The sequence below is a fragment of the Streptomyces sp. WZ-12 genome (genome assembly GCF_028898845.1).
Classification (GTDB): domain Bacteria; phylum Actinomycetota; class Actinomycetes; order Streptomycetales; family Streptomycetaceae; genus Streptomyces.
Genome location: NZ_CP118574.1, coordinates 7,650,441 through 7,662,478, shown reverse-complemented (window position 1 = coordinate 7,662,478; position 12,038 = coordinate 7,650,441). Strand labels below are relative to the sequence as shown.

Genomic DNA, 12,038 nt, shown 5'->3' with positions numbered 1-12,038 from the left:
GCATTTGCCTCGTGAATGTGAGATGCCGGGTCGGGTGCCCGGCAGCCGTCCAAGGAGCCACCGCATGCACGTCCACGACCTCCTCCAGCTCGATGCGCTCGACCTGACCCTCCTGTGGGGCGAGGAATCACTGCTCGCTCAAGAGGTCAGCGGGGTCACCGCGACCGACCTGGAGGCGCCGGCGCGGTTCCTCCAACCGGGAGAGCTGGTGTTGAGCGGGCTGGTGTGGTGGGCGCCCGAGGACGGCAGGGAGAAGGCGGACCGGTTCGTGGCGGCGCTGGCCGAGGCCGGGGCAGCCGCGCTGCTGGCCGGCGAGGAGACCCACGGAGCGGTCCCGGACGTACTGGTCGAGTCCTGTCGCGCCCATCGCGTCGCGCTGCTCGCGGTGCCCGCGCACATCACGTTCCGGGACATCACCGAGGCGGTGTACCTGCGACGCTGGGGCGACCTCAGCCGCCGCCCGGCCGGCCACTACGCGCTACCGGAGAACGTGCGCACCGAGCTCGCCGGGCTGCTCGCCGGCGGCGCCACGCCGGACGCCCTGCTGGACCGGGCGTTCGCGCACCTGGGCGGCCCGGCCTGCTGGCTGCTGACCGCCACCGGCCGGGTGGTCGCCGGTACCCCCGACGCGCCCGAACTGACGCCACGCCAGGCCCGACGGGAGCTCACCGCCGGCGCCGGCACCACCCTGCGCATCGAGGGGGACGCCGGCCCGTACGACGGCTGGTTCCTGCGGCTGCGCGGCGCGGACGACGCCCCGCCGCGGGTGCTGCACGAGATAGCCGAGGTCCTCGCCCAGTACCGGCACCACGCCGCAGCCCGGGAGACCACCGCGCGCCGAGCCGCGGACGCGCTGCTGGCGCTGACCGCCGAGGGGACCGGGGCGTTCGACGCGGCGCTGCACGACTGCGGGTTGCCCGCCGACGGCCCGTTCCGGGTGGTGGTGGCGGCGCTGGACGACGCCGAACCGGGGCCGGTGGTCCGGGCGTTGGCCGAGGCGCTGTGGCACCGCCCCGAAGCGCCGTTCGCGGCCGGCCGGTTGCCGGACGGCCGGGCGGCCGCGGTGGTCGCCGGGGCGCACGACGAGGGCGTCCGGGCCCTGCGCGAGGCGTGGCCGGCACTGCACGACTGCCGGCCAAAGACCGCGCTGCACGCCGGCGTGAGCGGCCCCGCGACCACCCCCGGTGACCTCAACGCCGCGCTCGGACAGGCCAGTTACGCCCTGGCCGCGGCCCGCTCGGCGGATCCGACGGGCGCCGGCGTCACCTCCGTCGACGATCTGACGACGCTGGGTGCGCTGCTCTCCGGGGTGCCCGCGGAGGTCCGCGCGGCGTTCAGCAGCCGGGTGCTCGGCCCGCTGGCGCGCGCCGGCAGCACCTCGCACCGGATGCTGCTGGAGACACTGGAGGTCTTCCTCGCCCAACACGGCTCCTGGGCGCGGACCGCGGAGATCCTGCACCTGCACGTCAACACCGTGCACTACCGCATCCAGCGGATCGAGACCCTCACCGGCCGCGACCTGTCCCGACTCGACCACAAACTCGACCTGCACGCGGCCCTGTTGTGCCGCTGACGCGGCCGGTCGGCCCACCGCGCGGCGGGCCCGCTCAGCCGCGCCCGTCCGGCCGGTCCACGTGCACATGGGTGGACTTGACCCGCGCGGTGGCCTCCATGCCGACCTCGATGCCCAACTCCTCGACGGCCTCCCGGCTGACCACCGACACCACCCGGTGCGGCCCCGACTGGATCTCGACCTGCGCGATCACGTCGTCGAGGGTGACCGCGGTGACGATCCCGGCGAAGGCGTTCCGGACCGAGGTGCGGACCTCGCCGGGCACCGGATGCGCCCCCGCGGCCCGCTCCTTGGCGAACGCGGCCAGACTCACCCCGTCGATCGCCCGGTTTCCGGCGCCGTCCCGGTCCATCCGCAACTGCCCGCCGTCGGCCCACCGCCGGACGGTCTCCGAGCTGACACCCAGCAGCCGCGCTGCCTGACCAATGCTGTACGAGGGCACGCCCGCACTCTAGATGAATGAGTCCGATGTCTTCAGTGGTCATAGGCGATCAGTGATCGCTTGGCTGGGGCGTTGGTGTTCCAGTTGTGCCAGATCGCCGTGGCCAGGGCGAGGAGTCGTTGGCCGGTGCGGGCGAAGACACCAGCGGGTGTCCGGCCTCCGTGTTGTTCGAGGCTGAGCTGGCCTTTGAGGGTGTCGAATACCGCCTCGATCCACTGGCGGACGTGGGCCAGGCGTCCATGCCGGACAGGCTCGTTCTTCAGGTCCGGCCGCACCAGATGGACGCCCAGGCGCTCTTCGAGGAACGCCTCGAACTCCCGCCCGGCGAAGCCCTTGTCCGCAAGAATCACTTGACCGGAGCGCATGAGGTGGTGGTCGCGTTCCAGCAGCGCGGTCATCACCTGGCGTTCGCCGAGTTTGGGGTTGGCCAGGCACCAGGACACCGGCATGCCCTCGGCTGTGGTCAGCAGGTAGAGCCGCAATCCCCAGAAGAAGCGAGAATGGCTCGCGCAGTAGCCGTATCCGGCGTGCCCTGCCAGGTCGGAGCGTTTGACTGTCTCGCGGGAGGCGGCGCACGGCAGTGGTGTGGAGTCGATCAGCCGCAGGTTGTCGTGCCAGGTGGGCACCTGCCTGGCCAGTGCCTGGATCACGGCCGAGATCAGTGGGCCGGCGGCGTTCAGGCGCTTGTTGTAGGCGGATTGCTGGGGCAGGTAGCGAAAGAGGTGTCCCAGTCGGGCGTGTACGAAGCGGATCCATTGCCGGGCCGAGGGAAAGCCCAGTAGGACCTGGGCGACGGCCAGGCACAGCAGTTCGGCGTCTGTCAGTTTCGGGGGTCGCCCGATCCGGCGACGAGGGGCCACATGGTCATCGATGAACACGTACAGTGCAGCCAGAAGGGCGTCCAGGTTTGTCGTCACACACGAGCCAACGGGCGCCCTTCGCCATGGTCGCGGCCAGCACAAACATCGGACTCATTCATCTAGATGACCAGCGCCCGACGCCCGACGCCGCGCCCCTCCCCCGACGACCTGATCACCGCCGAGCACCGGTCGGCGGTCCGCGACGCGCTGGACCGGGAGACCGAACGGCCCCCTCAGCCCCTTCCCGGCCGAGTCCGAGCACGCCCGCGAGGCGGCCATCGACGTGCACCGCGAGGCGCTGTCCGGCTCGAAGGCGCAGATGCCGGACGAACTCGCCGATGTGCTCCCCGAGTTGATGCGGCTGTCCCGGATGGGGCTCGTCCTGTACTGGGTCTTCGACCGCTCCCCCGGCCGCGGGCGCAGCCACCGGCTCGCCGCCCGCGGCGCCCGGCTGACCACCCGCGGGGGCCGCTGGCCCGCTTCCGGGTACTGCGACCACGGGGCCACCAGGTGCCCGAGCCGTTCACCGACTTCGTCCCCGGCATGGCACAGACCGCGGTCGCCCGCAAGGGGACGGCGGCGTAACACCTGGTCGGCCGCCCCGCGCCCACCCATACTGTGCCGATGAACATGACGGACACGGAGCTCGACGCGGTACGCGCGCGCTACGACCGACAGTTGCGACGGGCGGCCCCGGCCGACCCCGGCACCTCGGTGGAGCGCGACGGGCCGGTGGTACGGCAGACCGGCGGGCCCGACGACTGGAACGGCGTGCTCTGGTCGGACCTGGACGACACCACCGCCGACGCCGCCATCGCGGCGCAGCGCCACCACTTCGCGGCCCGGGGCCTGGCCTTCGAATGGAAGACCTACGCCCACGACCGCCCCGCGGACCTCGCCGACCGGCTGCGCGCGGCCGGCTTCGTCCCGGAGCCGCCGGAGTCCTTGATGGTGGCGCGGGCCTCCGACCTCGCCGCGGAGCCCGAGCCCCCGGCGGGCGTGCGGCTGGCGACGGTGAGCGGCCCGGCCGGGGTGGAGCTGACGGTGCGGGTCCACGCCGAGGTGTTCGGGACGCCCGCCGAGCGCCTGCGGCACCGGCTGCGCGCCCACCTGGCACGGGATCCGGACGCACTGGTGCTGGTGGTCGCCCTGGCGGGTGAGACGCCGGTGTCCGCGGCCCGCCTGGAACTCCCGGCCGGAACGGACTTCGCCGGCCTGTGGGGCGGCGGCACCCTACCCGCCTGGCGGGGCCGGGGCGTCTACCGGGCGCTGGTCGCCCGGCGGGCAGCGCTCGCCGCCGCGCGGGGATTTCGCTACCTCCAGGTAGATGCCTCCGATCGGAGCAGTCCGATCCTGTCCCGGCTGGGCTTCGCGACGTTGAGCACAACCACGCCGTACGTCCGCGAGCCCTGAGCCCGGGGCGGATTAACTCCCCTGGCCGCGCGACGAGTTGTGGCGGTGACGGCGGACGCTCCGCCCAACAGGCCCCCGACGGCGCCCCCGACGGTTACTCGCCCGTCGCTTTGGTTCGGATTGCGGCGGTTTGTGGCGGATGTAAGCCTGATATCCCATTCGTCGAAGGAGTTGATCGCATGGTTACGGATCGCACAGCGCCGGTCGAGACGGCCACCCTGACCGCCGAAGTCGAGGGACTGCTCAGCCCTGCAGAGCCCGACGGTGTCTACCGGGACACCCGCGAGTGCGGAGGTGGACTGCTGCTGCTCGGCCTGCTGCTGATCTCGCCCCCCGCCCCTCGTCCGAAGACCGGCGTTCGCTGAGGGGATTCGCGTTGGCTGAACAGACGCAGGGAGCAGTCCCGCTCAGCGCTGTGATCGCCGATGCCGCAACCGGGGTCGCCCTCGCCCTCCAGGGTGGGGGCGACCCCTATGCGCTCTCCCGGATCCTGCGCCAGGGCGATCCGCTCGCCCCGGCCGCGGTCCGGGTCCTGGGCGCCGACGCGCTCGCGCCGTACGCACTGGAGCACCGGGCGGTGCCGGTGGGCGCGGACGACGAAGCGGTGGTGCGGCAGACGCTGGCGGCTTATCCCCCTGGTACAGACGCCTCGGAGGTCTCGGCGTGGAGCTACCGCGGCCTGGTGGAGGCCACCCACGCCTACCTCTCCACGGGCGCGCAACCCTGGCCGCGCCCCCCGGAGACCGGCGCGGAGTGGACCGGCACCGACCCCTGGCCGCAGCTCGCCCACCGGGTCTCCCAACTCGCCGCGCTGGCGCTGCCCGGCCTGGCCGCCGACCTGGAAGAGCAACTGGCCTGGCGCACCGACGACTTGGCGCGCGGTTTCGTCCGGGCGGTGCGCCGCCGGGACTGGTTGCAGGCCGCCGGGGTGGGCCGCTGGCTGGCCCGGCTCCCGGCCGTACCGCCGACCCTGGGGCTGGACGCGGGGTTGGCCTTCGTCCGGCAGATGGGCGGCGGCGACCCTCGGGTGTCGCTCCACGTGGTGGCCGCGCAGCGGTTCTTCGGGCGGGGCTGGTGACCGCCGGCCGGGGCGACCCGGAGCTGCTGGACGACCTGGTCGGGCGGAGCCTGGGCTGGCTGACCGAGTGGCGGGACCACTTCCGGCTCCCGCCGGACGCGACGACCGACGCCGACCCCAACCTCACCCTCAAACCCCTCGGCGAACTGGCCGAGCTGACCCAACTGATCGCCTCCTGCCACCCGCGGGCCGACTTCCGGGCCGCGGCGCAGGGGCTGTTCACGTTCGCCTGGCGACAGGCCCGCGAGGGCGAGCTGTTCGCCGAGCTGATCCGCGGGGAGCCGCACGCCACCTACCCGGTGGAGATCTACGGCGCCTTCGCACAGGCCGGGCTGCGGCATCCGGCCGTGGAGGAGCTGGTGCTCACCACGACCGGGCTGCGCGGCTGGCGGGTGGCCCGCGAGGACCACACCCGCACCCTCGGGGTGCTCAACGCCGAGCGGCGGATCGGGCTGTCCCAACACGCCGCGTTCGACGCCGAGTTCGCCCTGACCGGGCTGGGGCTGCTGCCCGAGCCCTGGGCGCTGGACCGGAGGGCGGCGTACGGCGTGACGCACGACGTCTTCCACCTCACCGACTGGGGCCGCAACCGGCGGCGGCTGGCCCCGGAGGCCGCCGGCTATCTGCGGCTCTGGCTGCCCTCCTGGCTGGAGAACTGGCTGGAGGAGCAACTGTGGGACCTGGTCGGCGAGTTGCTGGCGGTCGCCGCGTGCCTGCCGGCCGCCCCGTACGACGCGGCGGCCTGGCGGCGGCTGGCCGACGCGCAGGCCGCCGACGGCGGCGTGCCCGAGACCGGTGCGGCGCCCCGGCCGGACGACCCGACCGAGGCGTTCCGGGCCTGCTACCACTCCACCCTGGTGACCGCGTTCGCCGGCACCCTCGCCCGTATCGCCTCGGAGGAGGCCGGGACCGGCCCGTTGCCGGTCCGGGACGCGGCGACGGTGGCCGGACGGACGCCCTGCGAAAGCGAGGCTGCGCTGTGACCCCGACGGCTGCGTCCCTGGCCACCCCGGCCTCCCCGGCACTGCTGCACCGGGTCGGCGACCGGGCCCTGGGCTGGCTCGACGCGCACCGCGAATACTTCCGGTTGACGCCCGAGGACCGCGCCACCGGCAGCGCGACGATCGAACGGCTCAAGCCCATCGGCGAGTTGGCGATCAACATGCGGGTGCTGTTCCGGGAGGGCGTCGCCGGGTCCCGGCAGCGCACCCGGGCCGGTGCGCTGCTGGACTTCGCCTGGCGGGAGCTGCTCGACGGCGGCAACGTGCTGGCCACGCTCCAGCGCGACGAGCCGCTCTCCCCGGTGCCGCTGGAGATCTACGCACCGTTCCACGAGCTCGGCCACCGCCACCCGGGTCTGGAGGCGGGCCTGGGCGCATCCCGCCGGACCAGTACCTGGACGGCGCTGGAGATGGTGCCCAACCGGCGGCTCGGGGTGCTCAACGCCGAGCGCAAGCTGGGCCTGGCCCCCAGCGCCGACTTCGGCGAGGCGCTCGCGCACACCTGGCTGGGCCGGCTGCCCGAGCCGTGGACGGTGCAACTGCACATCGCCTACGACATCACCCACACCGTCTTCCACGTCACCAACTGGGGCGAGGCGCCGGACCGGATCCCGCCGGACATCGCCGGCTACCTCGGCCGGTACCTGCCGGCCTGGCTGGAGGACTGGGCGGAGCTCGAACACTGGGACCTGGTCGGCGAACTCCTGGTCGTGGACGCCTGCTTGCCGCGTCCCACCCTGGACGCCCGGCTGTGGCAGCGGTACGCGGCCGCCCAGGCCGAGTCCGGGGCCATGCCGATCCAGCGGGCGATGCCCGAAGGCACGCCGGACCTGGTCTTCGACCAGGTCCACCACCCCACCCTGGTCGCCGCGTTCGCCTCGGCGATGGCCACCTCGCGCGCGCTGACCACCGACGCCGACTGATGCGGAGCGCAGCCGGCGGGCCGGCCATCGAAGAACGGCTGGCGGACACGCTGGCCCGCATCGACGCCCCGGACGTCGTGCTGGCCGTCACCCGGCAGGGCCACCGGACCGTGCTCAGCGGCGGCAGCGCGCTGGCACCGCCCACCCCGCGCCCCGCGCTGCGCTACGAACTCGGTTCGCTGTCCAAGACGTTCACCGTGCTGCTGCTGGCCGAGCTCGCGGTGAACGGGGAACTCTCCCTGGACGATCCGCTGACCGCCCGCCTCCCCCGCCTGCCGCTGAACCATCCGCGCTCCGGCCGGATCACCCTGCGGCACCTGGCCACCCACACCTCCGGGCTGCCCCGGATCCCCGCCGACCTGCTGCTCGGCGCGCTGCTCCGCCCGTACGACGACGGCTACTCCGGATACGCCACCGAGCACCTGCTGCGGACCTTCGCGCGGACCCGCCCCCGGCACCGGCCCGGCACCCGCTGGCGCTACTCCAACTTCGGTCTGGCGCTGCTCGGTTCGGCGCTGAGCCACACCACCGGCACCGCCTACCCGGACCTGCTCGCCGCCCGGGTGCTCAAGCCGCTCGGGCTCACCGGCACCACCCTGGCGCCCGGTGCGACCGGCACCGACGCCGTCGGTCACCGGGCCAACGGCACCACCCCGGTGCGCGGCACCGACATGGGGGCCTTCGCCGCCGCCGGGGCGGTCCGCGCCACCCCCGACGACCTGCTGACTTACGTGGAGGCGCACCTGTCCCCCGGGGGCAGCCCGCTGGCCGCCGCGCTGCGCACCGTGCAGGTGCCGCTGCTGCGGCGCGGCTGGCGGCACCGCAACACCCACACCCTGACGTGGTACCAACACCCGGCGCCGCGCGGCCCGTTGCTCTTCCACGTCGGGGCGACCTTCGGCCAGCAGGCGTTCGTCGGCTACCACCCGGCGTCCGGGACCGGGCTGATCGCGCTCGCCACCCGCCGCGGCCACACCTGCCGGATGGTGACCTCCGCCTACGAGTTGCTGTACGCGCTCGCCGGCGACGGCGGTCCCGCCGGGGCCGGCGCGCCGGTCACAGCTCCCCGGTGAGGATGCGGGCGAGCAGCACCTCGGGGTCCTGCTCGGCGGCCCGCCCGAAGGCCGCGGCGTACGCCGCGTCGCCCATCGCCGCCCGGGCCCGCCGCTCGCACTGCTCGCGCACCGCGCGGAGTTCGGGGGTGCCGCGCTGCGGATGGCCCACCGAGCGCCAGATGGCCTGGCCGCCGCCGTAGACCTGGGCGGCGACCGCTGCCTTGCCCTGGGCGGCGACCGCGGCCGCCAGGAGGTCCAGGCCGAGCCCGATCCCGAACTTGTCGCCGATCCGCCGCTTGGCGGCGAGCATCGCGCGGGCGTGGTCGGCGGACTCCTCGGGCCGGTCCTGGAAGAGGGCGACCAGGGCGAGTTGGTAGTCGGTGTAGGAGCGGGACCAGTACTCGCCGCGCTGGACGCAGCCGTGGCGCAGCGTGGTGGCCAGGCGCCGCGCTTCGTCGAGCCGGCCGAGGGCGGTGAGCGCGAAGAGCCGCACCAGGTGGCAGCGGAGCCGACTGGCGGAGGCGAAGGGGTCGTCCGGTGACGGCCCGAGGACCCGCTCGGCGGTGGCGTGGGCGGTCAGCGGGCGGCCGGCCATCAGGTGGGTCAGGCCGATGAGGTAGCCGGCGGCGAGCATCGCGTCGTGGTCGGCGGCCTCCCGGGCGGCGCGGGCGCACCGCCGGCCGAGGGCCTCGGCGGTGTGCAACTCGCCCTGGAGGAGCACCGCGACGCCCAGCGCCCACAGGGCGCGGGTGTGGCTCGCGCCCGGGTCGCCCTGGGCGGCCAGTGCCCGCTCCAAGTAGTCGCGAGCCTCGTGCAGATGGCCGCAACAGGTCCAGAAGAAGCCGACGGCCGCGCCGAGTTCCTGGGCGCCGGCGGGGTCGCTGACCAGAAGGTGGTCCAGGGCGGTGCACAGGTCGACGTACGCCTCGGCGACCCTGCCGTACCAGGCGACCTGGTCGGGGCCGAGCCAGCCGCGCTCGGCGCTGCGGCCGAGGCCGAGGAAGTGCGCGGCGTGCCGGTCGGCGACGACGGCCGTCTCGTCGAGTTCGGCCAGCCACATCCGGCCGTACTCGCGCAGCGTGTCGAGCATCCGGAAGCGGTGGCCGTCGCGGGTGAGCACGGACTTGGCGGATAAGCCGGCGAGCGCGGTGCGCACGCCGTCGGCGGTGAGCGGGCCGTCGGCGCAGACCGCGGCCGCGGAGTCGGCGTCGAAGGTGCCGCGGAAGACCGAGAGCCGGGCCCACAGCAGCCGCTCCAGCGGGGCGCACAGCTCGTGGCTCCAGCCGATGGCGGTGCGCAGGGTCCGGTGACGCGGGGTCCAGGACAAGCCGGTGCCGTCCAGCGCGTCGAGGCGGGAGCCGAGCCGCTCGGCGACCTGGGCGAGCGGGCGGTTGGCCAGTTGGGCACCGGCCAGCTCCAGGGCCAGCGGGATGCCCTCAAGGCGGCGGCAGATGAGGTCCGCGGCCTCGGCGTTGCCGGGGTCGGTGAGCCGGAGGTCGGGGGCGGCGGTGCCGGCCCGCTCGGTGAACAGCGCCAGCGCGTCGTTGTCGCCGGTGCACGACAGCGGGCCGATCTCGGTGACGCACTCCCCCGGGAGGTCCAGCGGCTGCCGGCTGGTGACCAGGACGGTGACGTCGGGGGCTGCGGTCAGCAGGTCGCCGACCAGGGCCCGGCAGGCGGCGACGAGGTGTTCGCAGGAGTCCAGGACCAGCAGCAGCCGTTTGTCCGCGAGCCATTCGCAGAGCAGTGCCACCGGCATCCGGGCCGAGTGGTCGGCCAGGCCGACCGCGTCGCAGACGGAGGCGACCAGCAACTGGTCGCCGTCTAATGGCCATAGTTGGGCCCAGCGGACGCCGTCGGGGAACCGGGCCGCGGCGGCGCCGGCGGCCCGTACCGCGATCCGGGTCTTGCCCACGCCACCGGCGCCGGTCAGGGTGATCAGCCGACGCTGCGTCAACACGGCTCCCAGATACCGGAGTTCGGCCTTCCGACCGACGAAGCTCGTCGACTCCTCGGGAATATTGCTCGCCACCGGCCCAGTTTGCCCCATGCCGGGAGCCTCGCTACCAGCCGCGCGATGGGCGCGCATCAAGGAGTGACCGGGGGGAAGTTGGGGTCCTGGGCGCTGAGCAGGGCGAGCAATACGCACAGGAGCGCACCCGGCTCACCCTCCCGAGTGACGTCGGTCGGGACCTTACCGCCGAGCAGCTCCCTGAACGGGGGGTGAGAGTGAGGCTCCGGCGCCAGGCGCGGGGCGTGCGGCCGGTGCGGCCCAGCAACTGCGCTCCGAGCGCGCCCTCAACTATAGATGAAATCAATAACTCTCATGCCTAACAACTCTTGGACACTATAGATGCAGGTCATGCATGGTGGAGCTCATCAGCCCACAGGGGCCGATCACCACCCGAAGGGAGTGACCAATGCAGGACCTCACCGAGGGCGTCGCCCGTTTCCAGAGGGACGTCTTCCCGGCCAAGGCGGAGCTCTTCGCGCATCTGGCCACGCACCACACACCGCACACGTTGTTCATCAGCTGCTCCGACGCCCGCGTCGTGCCGGAGCTGATCACCGGCACCGAGCCGGGCGACCTGTTCGTCATCCGCACCGCCGGCAACCTGGTCCCCGCCTACACGCCTGAGGCCGACGGGGTCGCGGCGAGCATCGAATACGCCGTCGCCGCGCTCGGCGTGAAGGACATCGTCGTCTGCGGTCACTCCGCGTGCGGCGCGATGACCGCCCTCGCCGAGGACCACGACCTCAGCGGCGCCCCGGCGGTCGCCGCCTGGCTGCGGCACGCGGATGCTTCCCGGGCTCGCACCGCCGCTGCCGGTGACGTTCCCGCCCTGGTGCGGCAGAACGTGCTCGCGCAGCTCGCGAACCTGGCCACGCACCCCTCGGTCGCCAAGGCCCTGGCGGAGGGGAACGTCGCCCTGCACGGCTGGGTCTACGACATCCCCACCGGCCGCGTGGCGGACCTGACCGCCGCCGGCCCCGCGTTCGCGGCCTGACCCTCCCGGCTCGGGTTTCCAGCCCGCGACAACGAGCGCGCCGGAGACCCGTATCCACCCCACCCACTGGCCACTTCACCCACCCCTGTCCGTGGAGTGGCAGATCCGAGAAAAGGACGTACTGATCATGGTGCACGCCCAGTTCGAGCAGACCGCTCGTGAGGCCCTGGCCGCCAAGGCCGTCGAGGCCAAGACCCGCAAGAACCTCTCCTGGAAGCAGATCGCGGAGACCTCCGGTCTGTCGGTCGCCTTCACCACCGCCGCCCTCCTCGGCCAGCACCCGCTGCCGCAGGACGCCGCGAAGGCCGTCGCCGAGCTGCTGGGCCTGGACGAGGACGCGGTGATGCTGCTGCAGACCATCCCGGTCCGCGGCTCGATGCCGAACCGGATCCCGACCGACCCGACCATGTACCGCTTCTACGAGATGCTCCAGGTCTACGGCACCACCCTCAAGGCCCTGGTCCACGAGGAGTTCGGCGACGGCATCATCTCCGCGATCAACTTCAAGCTCGACGTGAAGAAGGTCGCCGACCCCGACGGCGGCGAGCGCGCCGTCATCACCCTGGACGGCAAGTACCTGCCGACCAAGCCCTTCTGACCGGCGCCCATAGGCGTCACACGGACGGCAACGGGGCGGGCCGGAAACAGCCTTCCGGCCCGCCCCGCCGCGTTCCCCGAACCCCGC

Annotated in this window: 12 protein-coding genes and 1 pseudogene; 10 read left to right on the top strand and 3 right to left on the bottom strand. The window is 73.5% G+C overall.

Features of this window, described 5'->3' with window-relative positions; genetic code table 11:
* Nucleotides 1-64 precede the first annotated feature (64 nt).
* Complete coding sequence (locus PV796_RS33510) at nt 65-1,573, top strand: helix-turn-helix domain-containing protein (RefSeq protein WP_274917460.1); 1,509 nt, start codon at nt 65-67, stop codon at nt 1,571-1,573.
* Between the two features lie 34 nt (nt 1,574-1,607).
* Here the strand turns inward: PV796_RS33510 and PV796_RS33505 are convergent, their stop codons facing one another.
* Both PV796_RS33505 and PV796_RS33500 read right to left on the bottom strand, forming a co-directional pair.
* Nucleotides 1,608-2,015, bottom strand: a complete 408-nt coding sequence (locus PV796_RS33505) for a TOBE domain-containing protein (protein ID WP_274917459.1) — start codon at nt 2,013-2,015, stop codon at nt 1,608-1,610.
* A 32-nt stretch (nt 2,016-2,047) separates the two neighbouring features.
* The gene (locus PV796_RS33500; protein ID WP_274910934.1) at nt 2,048-2,932 is read right to left on the bottom strand and encodes an IS982 family transposase; all 885 of its coding nucleotides are present in this window, start codon (nt 2,930-2,932) and stop codon (nt 2,048-2,050) included.
* Between the two features lie 163 nt (nt 2,933-3,095).
* Between PV796_RS33500 and PV796_RS33495 the strand changes: the two are divergent.
* The 7 genes and pseudogenes from PV796_RS33495 to PV796_RS33465 form a co-directional block, all read left to right on the top strand.
* Nucleotides 3,096-3,460: pseudogene (locus PV796_RS33495) on the top strand (TetR/AcrR family transcriptional regulator); the annotation flags it as partial.
* Nucleotides 3,461-3,505: 45 nt separating this feature from the next.
* The gene (locus PV796_RS33490) at nt 3,506-4,288 is read left to right on the top strand and encodes a GNAT family N-acetyltransferase (protein WP_274919341.1); all 783 of its coding nucleotides are present in this window, start codon (nt 3,506-3,508) and stop codon (nt 4,286-4,288) included.
* A gap of 179 nt (nt 4,289-4,467) precedes the next feature.
* Nucleotides 4,468-4,653 carry a hypothetical protein gene (locus tag PV796_RS33485; protein WP_274917458.1) on the top strand — a complete coding sequence of 62 codons (186 nt, stop codon included), beginning with the start codon at nt 4,468-4,470 and terminating at the stop codon, nt 4,651-4,653.
* Between the two features lie 11 nt (nt 4,654-4,664).
* Entirely contained in the window at nt 4,665-5,366 is a 702-nt protein-coding gene (locus tag PV796_RS33480; RefSeq protein WP_274917457.1) for a hypothetical protein, read from the top strand.
* The gene (locus tag PV796_RS33475; protein ID WP_274917456.1) at nt 5,363-6,349 is read left to right on the top strand and encodes a DUF6895 family protein; all 987 of its coding nucleotides are present in this window, start codon (nt 5,363-5,365) and stop codon (nt 6,347-6,349) included. Before PV796_RS33480 ends, PV796_RS33475 begins: the two co-directional genes overlap by 4 nt.
* Complete coding sequence (locus PV796_RS33470; RefSeq protein ID WP_274917455.1) at nt 6,346-7,290, top strand: DUF6895 family protein; 945 nt, start codon at nt 6,346-6,348, stop codon at nt 7,288-7,290. Before PV796_RS33475 ends, PV796_RS33470 begins: the two co-directional genes overlap by 4 nt.
* Nucleotides 7,290-8,363 carry a serine hydrolase domain-containing protein gene (locus tag PV796_RS33465; protein ID WP_274917454.1) on the top strand — a complete coding sequence of 358 codons (1,074 nt, stop codon included), beginning with the start codon at nt 7,290-7,292 and terminating at the stop codon, nt 8,361-8,363. Before PV796_RS33470 ends, PV796_RS33465 begins: the two co-directional genes overlap by 1 nt.
* Here PV796_RS33465 and PV796_RS33460 read toward each other — a convergent pair.
* Nucleotides 8,347-10,377, bottom strand: a complete 2,031-nt coding sequence (locus tag PV796_RS33460; RefSeq protein WP_274917453.1) for an ATP-binding protein — start codon at nt 10,375-10,377, stop codon at nt 8,347-8,349. The genes PV796_RS33465 and PV796_RS33460 overlap by 17 nt on opposite strands.
* 388 nt (nt 10,378-10,765) lie before the next feature.
* Between PV796_RS33460 and PV796_RS33455 the strand changes: the two genes are divergently transcribed.
* Both PV796_RS33455 and cynS read left to right on the top strand, forming a co-directional pair.
* A complete protein-coding gene (locus PV796_RS33455; RefSeq protein WP_274917452.1) occupies nt 10,766-11,353 on the top strand; it encodes a carbonic anhydrase in 588 nt (195 codons plus the stop codon).
* A gap of 127 nt (nt 11,354-11,480) precedes the next feature.
* Nucleotides 11,481-11,951: a cyanase gene (cynS, locus tag PV796_RS33450; RefSeq protein ID WP_274917450.1), complete on the top strand. Its 471-nt coding sequence runs from the start codon at nt 11,481-11,483 to the stop codon at nt 11,949-11,951.
* The last annotated feature ends 87 nt before the right edge of the window (nt 11,952-12,038 follow it).

Excerpts from the sequence above, each read along its gene's own strand:
- PV796_RS33510 (WP_274917460.1), top strand. The coding sequence starts at position 65 with ATGCACGTCCACGACCTCCTCCAGCTCGATGCGCTCGACCTGACCCTC.
- PV796_RS33490 (WP_274919341.1), top strand. The coding sequence starts at position 3,506 with ATGACGGACACGGAGCTCGACGCGGTACGCGCGCGCTACGACCGACAG.
- PV796_RS33485 (WP_274917458.1), top strand. The coding sequence starts at position 4,468 with ATGGTTACGGATCGCACAGCGCCGGTCGAGACGGCCACCCTGACCGCC.
- PV796_RS33465 (WP_274917454.1), top strand. The coding sequence starts at position 7,290 with ATGCGGAGCGCAGCCGGCGGGCCGGCCATCGAAGAACGGCTGGCGGAC.
- PV796_RS33455 (WP_274917452.1), top strand. The coding sequence starts at position 10,766 with ATGCAGGACCTCACCGAGGGCGTCGCCCGTTTCCAGAGGGACGTCTTC.
- cynS (WP_274917450.1), top strand. The coding sequence starts at position 11,481 with ATGGTGCACGCCCAGTTCGAGCAGACCGCTCGTGAGGCCCTGGCCGCC.